General features: G+C 33.4%; 20 protein-coding genes. 10 read left to right on the top strand and 10 right to left on the bottom strand.

Features of this window, described 5'->3' with window-relative positions:
- Positions 1-154: 154 nt before the first annotated feature.
- Entirely contained in the window at positions 155-1,780 is a 1,626-nt protein-coding gene (locus tag H593_RS0107000) for an ABC-F family ATP-binding cassette domain-containing protein (protein ID WP_028871791.1), read from the top strand.
- 36 nt (positions 1,781-1,816) lie between these two features.
- Here the strand turns inward: H593_RS0107000 and H593_RS0106995 are convergent, their stop codons facing one another.
- Positions 1,817-2,053 (bottom strand): putative signal transducing protein, encoded by a 237-nt coding sequence (locus H593_RS0106995; protein ID WP_028871790.1) that lies wholly within the window; start codon positions 2,051-2,053, stop codon positions 1,817-1,819.
- A 425-nt stretch (positions 2,054-2,478) separates the two neighbouring features.
- On the opposite strand from H593_RS0106995, the gene katG reads away from it, so the two are divergent.
- Entirely contained in the window at positions 2,479-4,692 is a 2,214-nt protein-coding gene (gene katG, locus H593_RS0106990) for a catalase/peroxidase HPI (RefSeq protein WP_028871789.1), read from the top strand.
- A gap of 140 nt (positions 4,693-4,832) precedes the next feature.
- A complete protein-coding gene (locus tag H593_RS0106985) occupies positions 4,833-5,303 on the top strand; it encodes an ankyrin repeat domain-containing protein (RefSeq protein ID WP_028871788.1) in 471 nt (156 codons plus the stop codon).
- 114 nt (positions 5,304-5,417) lie between these two features.
- Here H593_RS0106985 and H593_RS20765 read toward each other — a convergent pair whose 3' ends face one another.
- From H593_RS20765 to H593_RS0106950, 6 genes are all read right to left on the bottom strand, one after another.
- Positions 5,418-5,555 (bottom strand): hypothetical protein, encoded by a 138-nt coding sequence (locus tag H593_RS20765; RefSeq protein WP_157588792.1) that lies wholly within the window; start codon positions 5,553-5,555, stop codon positions 5,418-5,420.
- A 247-nt stretch (positions 5,556-5,802) separates the two neighbouring features.
- A complete protein-coding gene (locus H593_RS0106970; protein WP_147231650.1) occupies positions 5,803-6,174 on the bottom strand; it encodes a hypothetical protein in 372 nt (123 codons plus the stop codon).
- A 147-nt stretch (positions 6,175-6,321) separates the two neighbouring features.
- Positions 6,322-6,579 carry a DUF6952 family protein gene (locus H593_RS0106965; RefSeq protein WP_028871786.1) on the bottom strand — a complete coding sequence of 86 codons (258 nt, stop codon included), beginning with the start codon at positions 6,577-6,579 and terminating at the stop codon, positions 6,322-6,324.
- A 55-nt stretch (positions 6,580-6,634) separates the two neighbouring features.
- Positions 6,635-6,943, bottom strand: coding sequence for a thioredoxin family protein (locus tag H593_RS0106960; protein WP_028871785.1), 309 nt, complete (start codon positions 6,941-6,943; stop codon positions 6,635-6,637).
- Between the two features lie 77 nt (positions 6,944-7,020).
- Positions 7,021-7,665: a peroxiredoxin gene (locus tag H593_RS0106955; protein WP_028871784.1), complete on the bottom strand. Its 645-nt coding sequence runs from the start codon at positions 7,663-7,665 to the stop codon at positions 7,021-7,023.
- 210 nt (positions 7,666-7,875) lie between these two features.
- Positions 7,876-9,543, bottom strand: coding sequence for a Na+/H+ antiporter NhaC family protein (locus H593_RS0106950; protein ID WP_028871783.1), 1,668 nt, complete (start codon positions 9,541-9,543; stop codon positions 7,876-7,878).
- Between the two features lie 102 nt (positions 9,544-9,645).
- Here H593_RS0106950 and H593_RS20760 point away from each other — a divergent pair, with 102 nt between their 5' ends.
- Positions 9,646-9,780 carry a metal-dependent hydrolase gene (locus tag H593_RS20760; RefSeq protein ID WP_245585021.1) on the top strand — a complete coding sequence of 45 codons (135 nt, stop codon included), beginning with the start codon at positions 9,646-9,648 and terminating at the stop codon, positions 9,778-9,780.
- Between the two features lie 883 nt (positions 9,781-10,663).
- Here the strand turns inward: H593_RS20760 and H593_RS0106940 are convergent.
- The 3 genes from H593_RS0106940 to H593_RS0106930 are packed head-to-tail and all read right to left on the bottom strand — an operon-like array spanning position 10,664 to position 13,637.
- Positions 10,664-11,200 carry an OsmC family protein gene (locus tag H593_RS0106940; protein ID WP_028871781.1) on the bottom strand — a complete coding sequence of 179 codons (537 nt, stop codon included), beginning with the start codon at positions 11,198-11,200 and terminating at the stop codon, positions 10,664-10,666.
- Positions 11,193-12,503, bottom strand: coding sequence for a trans-sulfuration enzyme family protein (locus tag H593_RS18640; protein WP_084142287.1), 1,311 nt, complete (start codon positions 12,501-12,503; stop codon positions 11,193-11,195). The genes H593_RS0106940 and H593_RS18640 overlap by 8 nt, the downstream gene beginning before the upstream one ends.
- Before the next feature lie 48 nt (positions 12,504-12,551).
- The gene (locus H593_RS0106930) at positions 12,552-13,637 is read right to left on the bottom strand and encodes a flavin-containing monooxygenase (RefSeq protein WP_028871780.1); all 1,086 of its coding nucleotides are present in this window, start codon (positions 13,635-13,637) and stop codon (positions 12,552-12,554) included.
- 145 nt (positions 13,638-13,782) lie between these two features.
- Between H593_RS0106930 and H593_RS0106925 the strand changes: the two genes are divergently transcribed.
- The 6 genes from H593_RS0106925 to H593_RS0106900 all read left to right on the top strand — a co-directional run bounded on the left by H593_RS0106925 (position 13,783) and on the right by H593_RS0106900 (position 20,722).
- Entirely contained in the window at positions 13,783-14,241 is a 459-nt protein-coding gene (locus H593_RS0106925) for an Lrp/AsnC family transcriptional regulator (protein WP_028871779.1), read from the top strand.
- A gap of 23 nt (positions 14,242-14,264) precedes the next feature.
- On the top strand, positions 14,265-14,891 hold the full coding sequence (locus H593_RS0106920; protein ID WP_028871778.1) for a CPBP family intramembrane glutamic endopeptidase: 627 nt from the start codon (positions 14,265-14,267) through the stop codon (positions 14,889-14,891).
- Between the two features lie 39 nt (positions 14,892-14,930).
- Positions 14,931-15,701 carry a LuxR C-terminal-related transcriptional regulator gene (locus H593_RS0106915; protein WP_028871777.1) on the top strand — a complete coding sequence of 257 codons (771 nt, stop codon included), beginning with the start codon at positions 14,931-14,933 and terminating at the stop codon, positions 15,699-15,701.
- An 845-nt stretch (positions 15,702-16,546) separates the two neighbouring features.
- Positions 16,547-18,169: a S41 family peptidase gene (locus H593_RS0106910; RefSeq protein ID WP_028871776.1), complete on the top strand. Its 1,623-nt coding sequence runs from the start codon at positions 16,547-16,549 to the stop codon at positions 18,167-18,169.
- Positions 18,170-18,292: 123 nt separating this feature from the next.
- Positions 18,293-19,693: a dihydrolipoyl dehydrogenase gene (lpdA, locus tag H593_RS0106905; protein ID WP_028871775.1), complete on the top strand. Its 1,401-nt coding sequence runs from the start codon at positions 18,293-18,295 to the stop codon at positions 19,691-19,693.
- An 837-nt stretch (positions 19,694-20,530) separates the two neighbouring features.
- Positions 20,531-20,722, top strand: a complete 192-nt coding sequence (locus H593_RS0106900) for a hypothetical protein (protein WP_028871774.1) — start codon at positions 20,531-20,533, stop codon at positions 20,720-20,722.
- The last annotated feature ends 7 nt before the right edge of the window (positions 20,723-20,729 follow it).

Below are 20,729 nucleotides of genomic sequence, written 5' to 3'. Positions count from 1 at the left end.
TACTAAGATAAGAGGTTGTACCGGAGCTAAAAATAAGCCCGTTTAGTTTCATACAATCGTTAGAATTTTTTACTTTTGCACCCTGAAACTTTAGGTGCTTATGTTTCTTCGGAAATTCTAAAGCGGTAAAAGTTGTAACTTAAATAAATACAGTATGTTATCAGTATCAAATCTTTCGGTACAATTCGGAAAAAGAATCCTTTTTGACGAAGTAAATACAACCTTTAATAATGGAAATATTTATGGAATCATTGGGGCAAATGGCGCAGGGAAATCTACATTTCTAAATATTATTGCAGGAAAACAAGATCCTACTTCGGGACATGTCCATTTAGAGCCAGGTAAACGTATGTCGGTTTTAGAACAAAATCATAACTTATATGATGAGCACACTGTTTTAGAAACCATCATTATGGGTAACAAACCTTTATTTAAGTTGAAGTCTGAAATTGATGCACTTTACGCTGATTATACAGATGAAAATGCTGAAAAAATAGGAGAACTTCAAGTGCAGTTTGAAGAAATGAATGGCTGGAATGCAGATAGTGATGCAGCAGCTATGCTTTCAAACCTTGGTATTAAAGAAGAATATCATTATACATTAATGAGAGATTTAGATGGTAAACAAAAAGTACGTGTCTTATTAGCACAAGCCCTTTTTGGAAGTCCAGATTTATTAATTATGGATGAGCCTACAAATGATTTAGATTACGAAACGATTTCTTGGTTAGAAAACTTTTTAGCTAACTATGATAATTGTGTTATTGTGGTATCTCACGATAGACACTTTTTAGATGCCGTTTGTACACATATTTCGGATATTGATTTTAGTAAAATCAACCATTTTTCTGGAAACTATACGTTTTGGTATGAGTCTTCACAATTAGCCGCAAGACAACATGCACAACAAAATAAAAAAGCAGAAGACAAGAAAAAAGAACTAGAAGAATTTATTAGACGTTTCTCTGCTAATGTTGCAAAATCAAAGCAAGCAACAAGTAGAAAGAAAATGATTGAAAAATTAAATATAGGAGATATTAGACGCTCTAGTCGTCGCTATCCTGCTATTATTTTTGATCGTGACCGTGAGGCGGGAGATCAGATTTTAAATATTGAAGGATTATCAAAATCATTAGAAGGCCAAGTTTTATTTAGTAATATAGATATTAATCTTAATAAAGGAGAAAAAGTAGTACTATTCTCTAAAGATTCTAGAGCAACATCAGCTTTCTATCAAATTATAAATGGTAAGGAAGTGGCAGATTCAGGTAAGTTTGCTTGGGGAGTTACTACGACACAGTCCTATTTGCCTTTAGATAATAGCGAGTATTTTGATAATAACCTTTCACTTGTAGACTGGTTGCGTCAATGGGCAACAACAGAAGAGGAACGAGAAGAAGTTTTTATTAGAGGATTTCTTGGTAAAATGATTTTTAGTGGAGAAGAAGCTTTAAAAACCTCAAATGTGCTTTCTGGAGGAGAAAAAGTACGTTGTATGTTAAGTCGTATGATGATGGTAAGAGCAAATGTATTAATGCTTGATGAACCAACAAATCATTTAGATTTAGAGAGTATTACCGCATTCAATAATTCGCTTAAAAATTTCAAAGGGACAATCATGTTTACAACTCATGATCACGAATTTGCTCAGACAGTGGCTAATCGTGTTATCGAATTAACACCAAGTGGCGTTATAGATCGTTACATGACATTTGATGACTATATGAGCGATAAAAATATTAAAGAGATGAGAGAAAAAATGTATGCAGTAACAGTATAGTCTCCTATATTTTTTTTCTTCGGAAATAGAAAAACTCTAAGACTCTAACTCATCCTGAACACTTGCTATAATTGTTTTAGCTTCTAATAGTTCTTCATTACTAACGTAAAGCTCTTGGTATCCTTGTATAGAGGCTCCAAAACCTGCAAGTCTTCCTGATTCAGATTCGTCTTTGATAATAGCGTTTATTCCTGCGCCTTTAAGTCTATCTAAAGCCAATTGAACAATGATGAAACTTCCTGAGAATATTTTAGTGTATAAGCTATCTGACATAGTTTTAAATTTAGGATTAATATGTAATGAGCATGTAATATTACATGAACCCTAAGTTACAAAAAATGTACCACTTTATTTGTTGTTTCATAAAATCTGTACGAACGTTAAAATTTCTATAATAAACTAAAATAATGTTTAATCATTTTGTATTTTTGTTAAACAAATTCAGTAATTATCTGTCATGGGTAATATTTTGATTGATTTAGTTAGGTTGTTGAAAAGCCATATTCGCAAGGATATGGCTTTTTACTGTTATATCTAGTTTTTAACGAATAAGCGCTAATAATTAACTATTCTGTCTGTAATAATTACACCTCTATAGGTTTCTTCAATCTTAATATAATTTATAATAATAAATATCTATAGTATTAAAGTGTTTAATTTTTCTAACTTTAAGCGATCAATAAAATAAAACATTTACCATGGATAATAAAAACACTGAAGCCTTCGGAATTAATAATTCTTCCGCTGCAAATTGCCCTTTTTTAAGTGGAACAAATAATAAGACCTCAGGAGGTGGAACTACAAATCGCGATTGGTGGCCAAATGAACTTCGCCTTAATATTTTGAGACAACACGCTCCAGAATCTAGTCCAATGGATAAAGATTTTGATTATTCAAAAGCATTTCAAAAGTTAGATTTTAGTGCGTTGAAAAGAGAAGTTTTAAATTTGATGACAGATTCTCAAGATTGGTGGCCTGCAGATTACGGTCACTATGGTGGCCTTATGATTCGTTTAGCATGGCATAGCGCAGGAACTTATAGAATTGGTGATGGTCGAGGAGGAGCAGGTGGAGGAAACCAAAGGTTTGCACCAATAAACAGTTGGCCAGATAATGGAAACCTTGATAAAGCGCGATTATTATTATGGCCTATTAAGCAAAAATACGGACAAAGTATTTCTTGGGCAGATTTAATGATACTTGCAGGTAATTGTGCTTTAGAATCTATGGGTTTTAAAACCTTTGGATTTGCTGGAGGTCGAGAAGATATCTTTGAGCCAGAACAAGATGCATATTGGGGAAGTGAGACGGAATGGGGTGCAAATGATGAACGCTATGAAAATGGAGAATTAGAAGATCCATTAGGAGCAGTAATGATGGGATGGATTTATGTCAATCCAGAAGGGCCAAATGGTAATCCAGACCCAATGGGTTCTGCTAAGAATGTTAGAGAGACCTTTGGTCGTATGGCCATGAATGATGAAGAAACCGTTGCCTTGGTCGCTGGCGGTCATACTTTTGGGAAAGCTCACGGTGCCGCAGAACCCGATAAGTATGTCAGTACAGAACCAGCTGGTGCAACACTACAAGAGATGAGTACGGGTTGGAAAAACAGTTTTGGTACCGGAGTTTTAGAGGATACAATTACAAGTGGTATTGAAGGTGCATGGACGCCTAACCCAACCCAATGGGATCATGATTATTTTGAAGTGTTATTGAATTATGATTGGGAATTAACGAAAAGTCCAGCAGGTGCACACCAATGGACTCCAACAGCAGCATCAAATGCGAGAATGGCCCCAAGAGCTGGAGATGCTAATGGCAAGCAAGCATTGATGATGACAACCGCAGATATAGCACTAAAGATAGATCCAGACTATTTGAAAATTTCTAAGCATTTTCATAAAGATCACAAAGCTTTTGAAGATGCTTTTGCACGTGCGTGGTACAAATTAACGCATCGTGACATGGGACCAATTGACCGTTACTTAGGTCCAGAAGTTCCTAAAGAAGAATTATTATGGCAAGACCCAGTACCAAAAGTTGACTATACTTTAAGTGATGGAGATATGAGTTCACTAAAACAAATCATAAGAGATTCAGGTCTTTCAATATCACAAATGGTAACGACTGCTTGGGCGTCTGCTTCTACTTACAGAGGTTCAGATAAACGTGGTGGAGCAAATGGTGCACGTATACGATTAGAACCCCAAAAAAATTGGGAGGTTAATAACCCTATGGCTCTGCAAATTGTTCTCCATAAATTGGAAGACATCCAAACTCAATTCAATGGCGATATTTCCATGGCAGATTTAATTGTTTTAGCAGGAAATATAGGTGTTGAATTAGCTGCTAAAAAGGCGGGACATACAGTTGTAGTAGATTTTAATCAGGGTAGAGGAGATGCTACTCAAGAGCAAACAGATATCGATTCATTTTGTTATTTAGAGCCTTTGGCAGACGGTTTTAGAAATTACATCAAACCTAATGTCAAATTAGCTGCGGAAGATCTATTAATTGATCGTGCTAATTTATTGACATTAACTATTCCTGAAATGACAGTTTTAGCTGGTGGTTTAAAAGTTTTAGGAGCTAATTATGATGGTTCTAATCATGGTGTTTTTACTGAAAGTGTTGGGGCATTAAGCAACGACTTTTTTAAAGCTATTTTAGATTTAAATTATACTTGGAAAGCAACTTCGGATGATGACAAATACTTTGAAGGGAGTAATCGCAAAACAGGTGACGTTAAATTTTATGGAACGCGAGCTGATTTGATTTTTGGTTCAAATTCTGAATTACGTGCTATTTGTGAAGTCTATGGTGCCAATGATGGTGAGGACATGTTTATTAATCACTTCGTTAAAGCATGGACTAAAGTAATGAACTTAGATCGTTTTGATTTGAAGTAATTTTCAGAAGAAAATAGAAAAGAGAGAAGGAGCGAGTGTATTAAACTCGCTTCTTTCTGCTTTAAATTGGGAGATTTACAAAGGATGATTCGTTGAACATCCAATCAAAATAATAATATGTTTATGAAAATAATATGTTTATGAAAGATGTTGAATTATTCTTCGAAGCTATTCGTATAAAAGACCATGATACCCTAAAAAGACTTTTAGTTGCTAATCCAAAATTAGTAAACAACAAAGATTCTAGAGGTTTTACACCCTTGATTTTTGCAACTTATTTTGATAATGAAGTTGCAGCCAAAGTTGTAATTGAACACAAAGCAGCTATTGATGCCAAAGATGGAACTGGAAATACAGCTTTGATTGGAGTTTGTTTTAAAGGCAACGAAAAGTTAGCAAGGCTATTAATTGAGAATGGAGCACATATAAATGCTCATAATAATTTAGGGACAACACCTTTAATTTTTGCAACAATGTATAATAAAGAAAGTTGTGTGAGACTACTTTTGGAAAAAGGTGCAGATAAAACCATTCAGGATAACGAAAGTAAAATAGCATTAAATTATGCTTCGGAAAAAGGCTTCCAATCAATTGTTGACCTCTTGAAGTAGTTTTTATATGTTCGTTTAAATTGTTGCGTCTTGGCTAGCAACTAAATTAGTAAAGGGAAACGAACCAGAATAAAATCCGCAGGATTTTCGAGTACACACATAACAAGCAATTGACTATGCATGTTGTTGTTGTTGTTGTTGTTGTTGTTGTTGTTGTTGTTGTTGTTGTTGTTGTTGTTGTTGTTGTTGTTGTTGTTGTTGTTGTTGTTGTTGTAAATAGTTTTTATTCACAGATAAGATTATAATCTTCAATTATTTGAGTAATATCATATTTTTCATAAATACCATCTTGAATAAAAGAAACAACATCTTCACAGTCAGAGAAATAATTTTTCATGGAGTTTTTAAAGAATCGAAGACCAGCGTTGTATAGGACTTGAGTTGCAATAAGTTCGTTTTCACGTATTAAAAAGTATTGTTTTACTTTTATTTCCTTTGTACTATATAATCTATTTTGATTTGAAAAATCTCTACGTACATGTCTTTTAATTGTTCTGGTTTAAAGTTTTACTTTTCCATTTCTTATTAATTTAAATATTAACATTTTATTTCTAGTTATTGGTATATATTCATAATAGCCAAGATTTGGATTAGAAGTTCCAAAATACACCTTGTCAACTTGTGTTTGGTCAAATTTTTTCGTCCTACTTCTTAATTCAGGTCTATATTTTAGTTTAGATTTTCCAAAGGAAATAGGTGTTATAGGAATTGAAGTTGTTGGGATTTTGATATACCCTTTTAAAACTTCTCCATTTTTTAAATATAGTTTACCACGAGTCCAGTCATATTGAGCAAAGCTGGTTGAAAAAGTTAATATTGTAATTATTATAATAATGTATTTTCTCATTTTTGATTTTAAATTGTTTGCCATGCAAAGATAAAGTTCCGTTTCAATGAATTTTATCAGTTGTTAAACGAAGGTAGTAGGAAATTTGTACAACGTTAAGTTTTGATTTAAACAAAAAAATCACCTTGCTTTCGCAAAGTGACTTTTAAATACTACTAATTTTTCTTCTTTCTAGGTATCAATAGAACCCATAACACGTTTCATAAAAGTATTCAACGCTTCTTTTTTAGGTGTTCCCGACTTGATCATCTTTTGGACTTCTAAAGCACCATACATGTTAGAGATTAGTTCTCCAATAACATCTAGTTCTTCATCTTTCAAAGAAGGCACTTCAGTAAGATTCTCAAGTGTTTCAATGGTTTCAACAACATAATCTTCGTCGTTGTCTTCAATAAATTGAGATAAATGTTTAATTACAGGTAACTTCATGGGAAATTTATTTTTAATGTCCGCGATAGCGGAAAACTCTTAAAGATTATACAATTTACTTTACGCCTTCAACCAATTCCTTCAAAACATCAAACTTGTTGGTTTGCGTTTGATTGACAAAAGTTCCGTTTTTAAATGTCGCAAATGTTGGTAAATTATCAACAGTCGCTAATTTTCTAGATTCTGGAAATTGTTCTGCATCAGCCATTACGAATGTGATGTTTTCATTTTCCGAAGCTAACTTTTTGAATTTTGGCTTCATGATTCTACAGTTGCCACACCAAGTAGCAGAATATTGTACAATTACCGTTTCGTTTTCTGAAATTAATTCAGATAAATTATCGTGTTCTAATTCTTTGACCATAATTTTGATTAATATTAAAATTCCAATATCTAAACCAAACGATTTAAACATTGGAATTTAGAATTTGAATGTTATGTTTAGTTCATCTGTGCTTTTAAATACGCTGCAGTACCTTTAGCATTCGCCTGCATGGCATCTTTTCCTTCTTCCCAGTTTGCAGGACAAACTTCTCCTTTTTCTTGAACGTGCGTTAAAGCATCAATGATTCTTAAATATTCATTTACGTTTCTACCTAATGGCATGTTGTTAACGCTTTCGTGTTGGATGGTTCCTTCTTCGTCAATGATGTAAGTCGCTCTATATGTTACATTATCACCTTCAACGGTATATAACCCAGTTTCTTCGTTAAAATTAGCTTCAGAAATATCTAAAATATCAAGAGCAGTTGCTAAGTTTCTATTCGAATCTGCTAATATTGGATACGTTACACCTTCAATCCCTCCGTTGTCTTTAGCTGTGCTCAACCAAGCAAAATGCACTTCTGCAGTATCACAAGACGCTCCGATCACGATTGTGTTTCTTTTTTCAAATTCTGCTTGTGCAGCTTGAAATGCATGTAATTCAGTTGGACACACAAAAGTAAAATCTTTAGGGTACCAAAATAAAACTACTTTTTTGTTGTTGTTTTTTGCTTCTTCAAGAACGTTGAGTTTGAAAGTGTCACCCATATCATTCATTGCATTTACGTTTAAATCTGGAAATTTTTTCCCTACTAAAGCCATATCTATATTTTTATTTTGTTGTTATATTTTAGTGCAAAACTAAAGAATAGAATAGGTAATTAATATAGATATTAATTATAAGAAACTATGAAATGATAGTATTTGGTTATGGCTTAGTTAAAGCAGGTAAAAATGTATTAATTTGATAAATAATGAGTGTTAAAACTGTCAAGTATGCAATTATGAGCTCATAATAATAAAATATTATTTTTACTTATTTTTTAACTCTCGAATTTTTATTGAGAAAGCAGCGAATACTAGGGTTGTAAAAGGACTTAGCCAATTAAAAATAGCATATATAAAATACTCGCTAACACCAACACCTAACACACCAGATTGGTATGCTCCACAAGTATTCCAAGGAATTAACACAGATGTAACAGTACCAGAGTCCTCTAAAGTTCTAGATAAGTTTTCTGGAGCAAGGCCTCTATCTTGGTAAGCTTTCTTGAACATCTTTCCTGGGATTACTAAGGCGAGATATTGGTCTGAGGCAATAATATTTAGTCCTAAGCAACTTACAACTGTACTCGCAAACAATCCAAAAACTGTCGTGGCAATAGAGAGTAGTGCTTTGGTAATTCTAGATAAGGCACCTATAGCATCCATAATACCTCCAAAAACCATAGCACACATTATGAGATAAATAGTCCATAGCATTCCGTTCATTCCTCCAGCACCAAAAAGTTGTTTGAGTTTATCAATAGTTAAGAGTCTGCTTAGGCTTTCTGTTTTTAGGTCTAATGTGTTTTTATCATAGTTTGCATTGTCAAAAATGTGTTGTAATTCTTCATTTGAAAAGTTTTTCTCAATTCCGCCATCAGTAAACAGAGGTTCTAGATTTTCGTTATTATTTATGGCTTTTACATCCTGCGTGTTGAGGTTTGCCATGTAAGTCGAATCATCAATAGGGATATTAGTATCTGTAAATATTGAATTTACTATAGTTTTAGTTTTTGACCCGGTGACGTTTTCTAAGACATTAGGTTGGAAAACAACTGCGAAAATAATAGCCAAAATAACTCCAGTCCCTAAGGCGACTAATGGTTTTGTTTTTAATAAAATTAAACCAACAACGGCGACAGGTACTGCAAATAACCAAGGGGTGATATTAAAAGTAGCATCAATAGTTTCGAGTATTTGAGAAATATCTGCATTTCCTGTGGTGTCTATTGAGGCACTTATGATAGCAAAGACAATCAATGTTACAATGATGGTTGGTACGGTTGTATATGCCATATATTTGATATGGGTAAATAAATCGGTTCCAGCCATTGCAGGAGCAAGGTTTGTGGTATCGCTTAAAGGTGACATTTTATCTCCAAAATAAGCTCCCGAAATTACGGCGCCAGCAATCATTCCAGGATTGATGCCTAAAGCTGTACCAATACCAACCAACGCAATCCCTACGGTTGCCGAGGTGGTCCACGAGCTTCCCGTAGCAATAGAAATAACTGCGGCAATAATCACAGACGCTGGTAAAAATATCTCTGGACTCAAAACTTGTAAACCGTAATAAACCATAGCAGGAATCACGCCACTAATCAACCAAGTGCCAGCAAGCGCACCAACCAAAAATAAAATCATTATAGGCACAAAAACACTTCTAATATTCTCCCAAATCTCTCTGAGCATTAATCCCAAAGAGACTTTATTAAAAAAGCCTACAATAGCAGCTACGATACCTCCAAGTAATAGTATGATTTGATTAGTATAACCTCCAAACCACTCTTGATCGTCAACAAAAAAGATATTATAAGCTAACATTCCCATTAAAATAATGACAGGAATTAACGCTTCAAAGAAATTAAGTTCCTTATTATCAACGATGTTTTGATCTTTAGCTTTAAATTCTGAAATGTTATTGTCTTCGCTCATGTGATTATTTTGACGGTTTTCTATGGTAATGTTACAATAATGTTGGCTATTTTGCAAATCAAAATTGTTGCGTACTTTTACATTTCAATTTTAAAAATAGTAATGGATTCCTTAACTCAAATTATTTTAGGTGCTGCTTGTGGTGAAGCTGTTCTAGGTAGTAAAATAGGTAATAAAGCGTTATTATTTGGAGCTATTGGAGGAACGATTCCTGATTTAGATGTCTTCTTCGGATGATTATTTTAGGCTTATGAAATTCACATCACGCTATTTCATTGAGGGAGTATATACGCTATTTTGTTTTCTGTTTTGGTAGCATTTGTACTCGGTTGGCGGGTTTATAAATTGTACAACAGCGTAAGGTGTTTACAATCATTCGATTAATGAGACTAGGTTCAGCTGTTTTCCTAATGTCTTCTTGAGCATCTTCTTTTTAGACTGCATTACACTGTACAGCACACAGTTATTTAGCACCATTCTAAAATTATCGGGTCGCTTTTAATAACAGCGCAGTTGTAAACCCCCTAGTATACAGTTTCTTTTTTGACGAGCATGGTTAGGCGCTATGGTGCTACCTATAAAACAGCAATTGTTCCGTATGTTTAAAAAATTGGGGTCGGTGCAAACTCAGTATATTTAATGTTTTTTATTTTAAGAAGCTTCCTAGTGATCATGTAGTTAAAACGCATTAATTACAACATATTTTGCTCACAACCTTCTATTCTGAATACCTATTGTGGTATCGTATCGCAGAAACCGAGAGTACATGACTGGGTTGGTTAGTATTCCGTATTGAATAGATCAGAACGGTTTTTTGGATGGCAGAAATTTCCAAATAAAAGAGGTTTAAATCTATTGATTATTAATACACAAACGATTTATTATGACTTCGAAATGAGTATTATGCGGCTGATATTAAGTAGTATGGGTGTTTTTTTGTAAAGAGTAACGTTACCCTCTAGTAGAAATGTGAGACCGTTACAACGTCCTTTTTAATAGCTAACGCTATAAATCAAATAATCGTTTGGATATGACAGCATGTGCCCTAGAAATAAATGTTTTTAAGTTTACATTGCATGGCTTTGGACTTTTGACTGGAAGCATTAATTAATCTCTAATATCAAGATTGTAGTTTACCAATGAGCTTTACTTCATTTTTGATGGTATTGTAGTTTGGTGAATGCATAGTCACACGCTCCATTAATTTCTCATATTGTTCTTGTGTACCGTTTCCTTCGACGTAGAAAATAAATTTTAGCTCCGGAAAACCAGGATTAACATCAGGATTTAGACCTAAGAACCCTCGTAAATCTAATTCGCCATCAATTTCAAGTTGTAATTGATTAATTTCAATATTCATAGCTGTTGCACCAGCCATAAATGTCACAGCCATACAACCAGCCATACCACCAAGCATGTATTCCGCTGGATTTGGTGCACAGTTAACTCCCAATAATTCATTAGGCTCATCAATAGTGAACTTAAAATCACGAATAAGTTTATGTTCTCCAAGTACCATGTTTTTTGTTGATACTGTTGTTTTTGTACCGCTTTCCCAGTTGAGTTTTACACCATAAGATGCTTTGCCTTCGATGTTTTGTTCTTTTACCTCGTTTGCATATTCGCTTAAGCCTGCAATATTTATATTATTAAGCATAGTTAGGTTGTTTTTTAAAAATGTAATGTAATGCTTGTTCAAAATCTGATGTTAAATCTTCAATATCTTCTACACCAACAGAAAGACGTATAAGCCCGTCATTAATACCAATGGCTTTTTGTTGTTCTTTGGTTAGTGATGCTTGTGATGTATTGTATGGTAAAGAAATAAGACTTTCTACACCACCAAGACTTGTCGCTTCTTTAGGCAATTTTAATAGCTTTAAAAGGGAATGCGCATTTTTGTCACCACCTTTAATTTCAAAACTTATCATCCCAGAATTTTTTCCTTTTAATTGAGTTTTAGCTAATGCATGCTGATCATGGGATGCTAATCCAGGATAGTATACTTTTTTGATATTGGGATGATTTTCTAGATAAGTAGCTAATTCTAGAGCATTGCTATTATGTGTGCGCATGCGTAAAGCAAACGTTTTTAGACTGCGTTCTAATAAAAAACAAGCATGTGGATCCATTGAGCCACCATTTTTTAGCATTTGGGGCCATAAACGGTCTACTAATTTTCTAGACCCAGAAACTGTTCCTCCAATTAAATCTGAATGACCATTCAAGTATTTTGTGGCAGAATTTACAACCAAATCCACACCTAAATCTAAAGGTTTAACATTGTAAGGCGTTAAGAATGTATTGTCAATAATAACTCTCAAACCATATTTTTTACTTAGGGCGACAATCGCTTCAATTGGTACGATTTTTAATAAGGGATTCGTCAGGGATTCAAAATATAATATTTTGGTATTATCTTGAATTGCTGCTTCAATCTCTTCAATATCTGTAGGGGATGTGAAGGTTACAGACATGCCATATTTATCTAAATCTTCATATAGAAAATTATAAGTACCACCATAAATATCTCTAGAAGACACCACATGACTTCCTTTATCTAGCATGCCAAGAATTGCTGTGGAGATGGCTGCCATTCCAGAAGAAAATACAATAGAACTCTCCGCATTTTCTAAAGCAGATAATTTTTCTTGAACGCTCCATTGCGACGGATTTCCGTAGCGCGTATAAATCATTTCATCGCGTCCACGTCCTTCTTCAATAGCTTCATAAGAAGATTCATTGAGGTAAAACGTTGAACATTGAAAAATTGGAGTTCCCAGTGCTCCAGTTGTTGGATCGTCATATTGTCCAGCGTGAATGGATTTAGTGGACTCCTTGTAATTTTCGTATCTATTGGTGCTCAATGTAGGACCTTGAGATCGTTTGCGTTTAAGATCATTAAACCAAACATCACCATGGGCTCTTTTTTGTTCAATACCTTGATAACTTTTTTTCATTTATTAAAGGATTAAGACCAAATAAACTTAAAATTCATTTGGCATGGATTATGCAAATTGTTTTTTTAAAACCATATTAGAGTAAGCAGGTTCTTCTTTTGATTTTTCAATATAATCACTTAAAAATTTAGCATCTTTTTTTACACCACCCAAGGTTGCAGAGCCTCTAGTGAATAACCAGGGAAGCCCTAAAAAGTAGAGCCCTTCTAAAGCACTAACACCTCTATAGTTTTTTGGGTATTTATAATCGTTTAGAGTGACCCCTTCAATCCATTCAAAATTGGGTTTAAAACCCGTTGCCCAAACAATGTTTTTTATGTTTTGGTAATGTCCTTCTTCAAAATATAATTCGGTTTCATTGGCATCTAAAGTCCGCCCAACACAAATTACATTGTCTTTTTTTAAGAGTGATTTTACATCTGTTCCAATAACAGGTTGACCACCTTTACTTAGTTTTTTTCCTATATAAGAAAACTTGCTAACCGATAGAAATCCAATCTTCTTAAACCACCACCATATTGTTTTTCCCAATATTTCTTGAGGAATTGAGGTAATATTAGTATCTCCAGAAAAATAGACATTGCGATCAGTGTTCGAAATTTCATTAAGAATTTGAACTCCAGAATCCCCTGCACCAACGACTAATGTGTCTCCTTTTTGAAGCTGGTCGGGGTTTTTATAATGCTCACTATGTATTTGGATAATGTCTTTTGAAATTTTAGAGTGGAAAGGTGGCGTAAACGGTTTGTGAAACGGACCTGTTGCCACTACAACATTTTTCGCTTTAAAGGTTTCTGATTCACTTTTTAAAACAAAATGATCATCTTCCTTTTTTAAACCTTTAATCTTTTGATTAAAAGTAATTGGTATTTTGAATTTCGTAACATAGGATTTCAAATAAGCTGCAACCTCATATTTATCTGGATAATAGCCTTTTTTTGTAGGGAAGTCCATTCCCGGTAAATGGTTAAACTCTGTTGGTGTAAATAATTTTAATGAATCCCAACGTTTTAGCCATGGTGCTCCAGTTTCACTGTTAGCATCAAGAATTAAGAAATCTTTTTTTAATTTAGTAAGTTGGTAAGCCATTGATAACCCTGCCTGTCCAGCTCCAATAATTATAAAGTCTGTCATGCTTCAAATTTCAGCTTATTTAGATTATAAAACAAACATTTGTAGTTTATTTAGAAAATAAAACTATATAAGAATGAATTTCTAGTTATATTTGTTTAAAATATTAGTATTCAATATCATAAACTGAAAATCTTTCAAACTCATGATTCAACTAGATGCCATAGATAAAAAGTTACTTCATTTTCTCCAAATAGATAGTAAGCAAACAAATAAAGAACTCTCTGGTAAATTAAATCTTTCTGTGACAGCAGTTTATGAGCGTATTAAAAAATTAGAACGTGAAGGTATTATTTCAAAGTATGTCGCTCTAGTTGATAAGAAATCTGTAGATAGATCTTTCGTGACGTTTTGTAGTATTAAATTAATGCAGCACACCAATGATTATGTGGTCCAATTTGAAAAGGAGGTGAAGGAGATAGAAGAGGTTTTAGAATGTTACAATATAAGTGGAGATTATGATTATCTGCTTAAAGTTATTGTTGCAGATATGGACGAGTTTAGAGAATTTATGGTTAAAAAATTAACTTCAATCAGTCATATTGCAAGTACCCATAGTGCTTTTATGATTAGCGAAGTAAAACATACCACTGCGATTAGTGTTTAGCATTAATTGGCTACCTTTAACTTATGCAATCATCCGCTTATAAATTATCAGAATTCTTTATCGCCTTTATTTTAGTTCCAGTCAGTTTCGCAATTGAGTATCCTATTTGGATTAAAATAATTATTGGACTATTGGGATTTTTATACATCCTTTTTGTGCTTTTACGAGTTGAGAAAAATAAGTTCAGAATTGCTCAAAATCTAGATTGGTCATCTTTTATTAAACGAACATCTCTGCAATTGATTGGTATTGCTATTCTCACAACCAGCTATGTATGGTTTGTAGATTCATCTAACCTCTATGTTGTCGTTTTGAATAAGCCATTACTTTGGTTGACGATTTTATTTCTTTACAGTTTTTTCTCTGTATATCCTCAAGAGTTGATTTATAGAACCTTTTTTTTTCAGCGTTATCAATCGCTGTTTAAAAACAAAACACTTTTTATTATTGTCAATGCAGCCTTATTTTCATTAGCTCATATTTTCTTCAGAAATGGGCTTGTCATGATTCTAACGTTCTTTGGAGGAATTCTTTTTGCTCTAACCTATAGAAATACAAAATCAACATTATTAGTAACCATTGAGCATGCTATTTATGGCTGTTGGTTGTTTACAGTTGGAATGGGAGAAATGTTAGGATTTCCACATTAGTATTTTTTTTTAATTTAGCATAAAGAAGATTGTTATTCTATGAAATACTACCAGATTAAGGATTTGTATACGTCTATTTTTAAGTCTTACGAGAAACCTTCCTTAGAAACACACATCAAAAAAATTATGGACTTGGATAGCTATTTGCCTTATAGCTCCACATTTTTCTGTATCACGAATACACAAAGCTTAGAATTTGAGTATATAAGCAAAAATTTTAAAGCTTGCCTTGGATTGGATTCTAATGAATTAAAAACTCAAGGTATGCGTTATTTTTGGAGTAGAATTCATCCTAGTGATCTTGAGAAATGGCTTAAAGCACTAAATGAATTAATGACATTTACTTTGGGAAATATTAATGAAGAAGACCGTTACAAAGTAAACTATACATGGAATTATAGGTTTAAAAATGCTGAAAATGTTTATGTGAATTTAATTCAAAATACAACACCTTTAGCTTTTGATAGCCAAGGAAAACCTATTATTGGGCTTGCGCATTACACGGTTCTTCATTCTAAAATAAAAATGGACATAACTGCATCTGCTAAATTATTAAATAATCAGAATGAATATGAGACGCTTTATTTTAATAATTACGGGAAAAAATTATTAAGTGAAGGGATTAGTAACAGAGAAAGAGATGTCATTAGATTATTAGTTTTAGATTTTAGTAGTAAAGAGATTTCTCAAAAGCTCAATATAAGCCCTCATACGGTAGATACGCATCGTAGAAATATATTAAAAAAATTGAATATATCTTCTACAGGCGAACTTATTGGTATGCTGAAAATGAATCAATATTTGATTTAAATACAAACAATTCAAATTACTCAATTTGAGTATTGCGGCGCATTTCTTTTTATAAGACCTTTGTTTTATGCTATTAATTAATTCGTAGGGAATTAAGATAAAGTGTCTACAGAAGAATTCTTATCGATTCGAGTAGGCACTTTTCTTATATACAGAATTACCCAATGGGTTTTGTAATAGATTCTTTCAGTGGAGTCAAAATTCTAATTTGTGTTTTCAGTTTTCGTTATAGTCTATTGGTGGTGTTACAAATAGAAAACAACGAGTGTGTACTTATATTACGTGAATTGGTCTTTGTTTAAAAAACCTATATTCAAATAGTTGTGATTGTCGCTTTTTATATGTCCTTTTTAGACCCTGCAAGCAATGTTTAGTTGTTTTAGATGTTGTTTAATTATTTTAATTTTCTAAAGTATGTTTTCAATAGTCATTCAAAAATGGAGGTGCAGATCTTTTTTTCAATGGTATCAGTCGTTGTTTAAAAACAAACCCTTACGCGTTATTAACCATACACTATTGTTTTCTTTGGTACATTTGTTCTTCGGAAATGAGCGAGTCATGATCTTAACGTTCGTTGGATGATTATGTTTTGCTTCAACATCCTAAAAGACAAAGGTAGAGCCATTAGTTACTGCTGACCACGCTATTTATGGTTATTGGGTATTCACAGTTGTGACGGGGAAGTGGCTTGGTTTTCTATCGTAGACATTTCCGAAGGAAAAAAAATTAGGGTAAAAGCAACCATTTTATGTTTTTTTGCGTCTATTAGGTGTAAGCCTTTATTTAAAAATTATAATTACACGACATCGACGCTTTATGAATGCAATAAATTACATACATTTTATATGAGTAAAAAATTAATATTAACGTTCGGGATTACAATCTTGTTAGTGTCTTGTGCTAGCATAGAAAAACATAACCTACAGGTTACGCAACTTCACTCTGTAGAAAATTTACATGAAGATATCGATAAAGCCTATAAGCAGTTGCAGCGTCATCATCCACGTTTATATCAGTTCACTTCTAAGGGGGTTCTAGACTTTAAGTTTGATAGTCTTAAAAAGGCAATCAACAAACCTATGGATAGTCGTACCTTTTATAAACAGTTAGCAACAGTTACAAAACATGTCGGTCAAGGTCATTTGTCAATTTCACCACCAAGTGTAAAATTAAATAAAGAAGACCGTAATGAGCAAGTCGTGTGGCGGTTTGATATTAATTATCTAAGTTTCGAGTATTTAGATGATACCCTTATAGTTACTGATGCTGTGGGTAAAGATTCTGTTTTAATTAATGCAGAAGTTTTAAAAATTGAAAACGAAATACCTCAAGACTTAATTAAGAAGTATAAAAATTTAATTACTGCAGATGGGTATAATACCACATTTCATAATCGTGTTGTTGGTACGCGTTTTATGAGATACTATACTTATGATAAGGGGCGTTTTGATAGTATTTCGTTAACATTAAAAAATGCGGATTCTACTTTTATTAAAAAATATGTGCGACGACCTTTGAGAGATAGCCTTCAAATACAAATGGATTCTATTAAAAGAGATTCATTAAAAGTGGTACAGAAAACAAAAGTAAAACGAACCAAGGCAGAACGTAAAGCAAAAAAAATAGAGCAAAAAGCCAAACGTAAACGAAATAGTAAATACGGCTTTGTACCAACACAGCACATGCCAGAAGTAAAAAACTATACGAGGAGTTTGAATTTTATTGGTAAGGATAGTACCGTTGCAATTGTTAAGATTAAAGGATTTCAGAATGGTAAATTTGAAGATTTTTATGATGATACTTTTACAATCGTAGATTCATTAAAAACCCAAACATTAATAATTGATTTAAGAAATAATTTTGGTGGGCGTTTAGAAGAGATTGATTATCTGTACTCGTATCTCACAGATGAGAACTACACCTTTATAAATAAAAGTGAAAGTAATACTAGATTTCCTATTTTAAAAAGTTTGATGAGCAATTCAAACTCTTTGGGTACTAAAGTATTTGTAGGTTTATTATCACCTGGATTAGCAATTGCAGATATTCTTAGAGTGAGTAAAAAAGATGGAAAGCTATATCGTAGTTTTAATTCTTCAAAAGAGCAGGAGCCTAAACTATTGAATTTTAAAGGAAAAGTTTATGTCTTAATTAATGGTAATTCATTCTCGGCATCATCGGTGTTGTCATCGCAATTACACGGTACAAGCCGCGCTACGTTTGTAGGCGAAGAAACTGGAGGTGCTTATAATGGTACAGTAGCTGGACTATTCAAAATTTATCAATTACCTCACACAAAAGTACAAGTAAGAATAGGGTTACTGCAATTAGATACCAAACAAAAAACAGATATAGACGGTTATGGCATTAAACCAGACGTTGAAATTTTACCAACGTATCAAGATCGACTCAATAATATTGATCCGGAATTAGACTGGATTTTAAAAGATATTGAAACCCAAAAGTAAACTGTATTGTTGCTAATTATAGGTTTTAAAAATTCGTAAATCTTTAATCAAAGTCGTATTTTTGTGCAACGGTTTCCATGACAATGGGAATCTTAGTATTAAAAAATAGATAAATAGTTTCTTATGAAATCATACGACGTAGCAATAATAGGGTCTGGTCCTGGAGGATATGTAGCAGCAATTCGTTGTTCACAGTTAGGTATGAAAACCGCAATTATTGAAAAATATGCTACACTTGGAGGGACCTGCTTAAATGTAGGTTGCATACCAAGTAAAGCCTTATTAGCCTCTTCACATCACTATGAAGAAGCAACGAAGCACTTTGAAGACCACGGAATCGAAATTCCTGGTGAAATCAGAGTAAATCTAGAAAAGATGATTGGTCGCAAGCAATCCGTTGTTGATCAAACAACTGGTGGAATTGACTTCTTAATGAAAAAAAATAATATTGATGTTTTTGAGGGTCTTGGAAGTTTCAAAGATGCCACACATATTAAAATTGAAGGAAAAGATGCTCAAGAAATTGAAGCAAAAAACATCATTATTGCTACTGGTTCAAAACCTGGAAACTTACCTTTCATTATCTTAGACAAAGAACGCGTTATTACGTCTACAGAAGCCTTAAAACTTAAAGAAATCCCAAAGCACATGATTGTGATTGGAGGTGGTGTTATTGGTTTAGAACTCGGTCAAGTGTACAAACGTTTAGGTGCTGAGGTGACGGTTATTGAATATATGGATCGCATTTTGCCAACTATGGATGCTGGCCTATCTAAAGAACTAAACAAGGTATTTAAGAAAGCTAAGTTTAAAATGATGATGTCCCACAAAGTACAAGCGGTTGAGCGCAAAGGTGACGAAGTCATCGTAAAAGCCGAAAACAAGAAAGGTGAGATTGTAGAATTTAAAGGGGATTACTGTTTAGTTTCGGTAGGAAGAAAACCGAATACAGCAGGCTTAAATGCGGATGCAGCAGGTGTGAAAATAAGCGATAGAGGACAAGTTGAAGTCAATGAGCATTTACAAACAAACGTAAAGAATATTTATGCGATTGGTGATGTTGTAAGAGGTGCTATGTTGGCTCATAAAGCTGAAGAAGAAGGTGTTTTTGTTGCTGAAACGTTAGCAGGTCAGAAACCGCATATTAATTATAATTTAATTCCAGGCGTTGTTTACACCTGGCCAGAAGTTGCTGCTGTAGGAAAAACGGAAGAAGAATTAAAAGAAGCAGGAGTCGAGTATAAAGCTGGACAATTTCCGTTTAGAGCATTAGGTCGTGCAAGAGCAGGAGGAGATTTGGACGGATTTGTAAAAATCCTAGCAGATAAAAAAACAGATGAAGTTTTAGGAATTCATATGATTGGAGCACGTTGTGCCGATTTAATTGCTGAAGCAGTGGTTGCCATGGAATATAGAGCATCTGCCGAAGATATCTCTCGCATGTCTCACGCACACCCAACATATGCTGAAGCGATGAAAGAAGCGGCATTGGCAGCGACTGAAGATCGAGCTTTACATGTGTAAATAGACTCCTGTGTTGTCAGAAAATCGAAGATTCAGCGAAGTTAATCTCATAATAATTAAAAAGCGAACCACACTTTGAATATACTCAGTGAATAGGTTCGCTTTTTTAGTTTTGTAATTTCCATGCAGACAAGAACCTATAAAATGTATGTATTTCAGAATTAATATATAGCATTAATACTCCTTTAAATCATAGACGCTTGCTGTGATATTGAATGCAGTAAAAATGCTGTCGAAGTATTCTATTTTTATGTTGTAGTATTTTATATGTAACAATTTAATATCTTTAAACGCATATAGTTAACTAGCCTCAACTACAACCACTAATTTGATTTGCTTTCATTAGAAAGTAAATGTTTACACTTTTTCGCCGATTTAGGCATCGATTCCTTTTGGAAAATATATTTCCGAAATACCTTATCTACACTATTACGGCTATCATTAATAACTCTCAGGCAATGAATGATTAAATATTTTTGTCACATCCCTAAATCATATCCAATGTAAAATACAATTTCTGCAAAAGCTCAGAATGGCTCTAGAAATTGTCAAAAACTTGCGATATGCCATTGGTCAAACTGTTCTTGAGGGTATGCGCCTTTTATTGTGTTGCAGAGGAGTAACTAGAATACCATAAGAATTAGTAATACTGCTGTTATGGCCTTGTTCTAAAAGAATAGTATTAGAAACGGTGGTCGTATAGCATTACAAATTATGGAAGCATAAATAGAAGCACCATGTAATTTATAAAATAAAGTAAATTAGTTCACAATGATAATAAGTTATAAATTACAATCAATACAGTACATTTAATACAAACTAAAACAGATAGAAACCATGGGGATATTTTGGGATTTAATCCAACAAGACGAATTACAAAAGCAAGAAGAGAAAGCCAATAGTTTAGAAGAGAGGGTTGAACGACTTGAATCTGAATTAGCAGCAACACGAATATTACTTAACAAAACATTAGTTGCGCTTGAAACCCATTTGGTGAAAGATATCGATGGCGATGGTAAAATGGGATAAACCTAAT

Source organism: Psychroserpens burtonensis DSM 12212 (assembly GCF_000425305.1).
GTDB lineage: Bacteria > Bacteroidota > Bacteroidia > Flavobacteriales > Flavobacteriaceae > Psychroserpens > Psychroserpens burtonensis.
This window is presented reverse-complemented; position numbering and strand designations above follow the sequence as displayed.

Coding starts and splice junctions, on each gene's coding strand:
- H593_RS0107000 (WP_028871791.1), top strand. CDS start 155: ATGTTATCAGTATCAAATCTTTCGGTACAATTCGGAAAAAGAATCCTT.
- H593_RS0106995 (WP_028871790.1), bottom strand. CDS start 2,053: ATGTCAGATAGCTTATACACTAAAATATTCTCAGGAAGTTTCATCATT.
- katG (WP_028871789.1), top strand. CDS start 2,479: ATGGATAATAAAAACACTGAAGCCTTCGGAATTAATAATTCTTCCGCT.
- H593_RS0106985 (WP_028871788.1), top strand. CDS start 4,833: ATGAAAGATGTTGAATTATTCTTCGAAGCTATTCGTATAAAAGACCAT.
- H593_RS0106970 (WP_147231650.1), bottom strand. CDS start 6,174: ATGGCAAACAATTTAAAATCAAAAATGAGAAAATACATTATTATAATA.
- H593_RS0106965 (WP_028871786.1), bottom strand. CDS start 6,579: ATGAAGTTACCTGTAATTAAACATTTATCTCAATTTATTGAAGACAAC.
- H593_RS0106960 (WP_028871785.1), bottom strand. CDS start 6,943: ATGGTCAAAGAATTAGAACACGATAATTTATCTGAATTAATTTCAGAA.
- H593_RS0106955 (WP_028871784.1), bottom strand. CDS start 7,665: ATGGCTTTAGTAGGGAAAAAATTTCCAGATTTAAACGTAAATGCAATG.
- H593_RS0106950 (WP_028871783.1), bottom strand. CDS start 9,543: ATGAGCGAAGACAATAACATTTCAGAATTTAAAGCTAAAGATCAAAAC.
- H593_RS20760 (WP_245585021.1), top strand. CDS start 9,646: ATGGATTCCTTAACTCAAATTATTTTAGGTGCTGCTTGTGGTGAAGCT.
- H593_RS0106940 (WP_028871781.1), bottom strand. CDS start 11,200: ATGCTTAATAATATAAATATTGCAGGCTTAAGCGAATATGCAAACGAG.
- H593_RS18640 (WP_084142287.1), bottom strand. CDS start 12,503: ATGAAAAAAAGTTATCAAGGTATTGAACAAAAAAGAGCCCATGGTGAT.
- H593_RS0106930 (WP_028871780.1), bottom strand. CDS start 13,637: ATGACAGACTTTATAATTATTGGAGCTGGACAGGCAGGGTTATCAATG.
- H593_RS0106920 (WP_028871778.1), top strand. CDS start 14,265: ATGCAATCATCCGCTTATAAATTATCAGAATTCTTTATCGCCTTTATT.
- H593_RS0106915 (WP_028871777.1), top strand. CDS start 14,931: ATGAAATACTACCAGATTAAGGATTTGTATACGTCTATTTTTAAGTCT.
- H593_RS0106910 (WP_028871776.1), top strand. CDS start 16,547: ATGAGTAAAAAATTAATATTAACGTTCGGGATTACAATCTTGTTAGTG.
- lpdA (WP_028871775.1), top strand. CDS start 18,293: ATGAAATCATACGACGTAGCAATAATAGGGTCTGGTCCTGGAGGATAT.
- H593_RS0106900 (WP_028871774.1), top strand. CDS start 20,531: ATGGGGATATTTTGGGATTTAATCCAACAAGACGAATTACAAAAGCAA.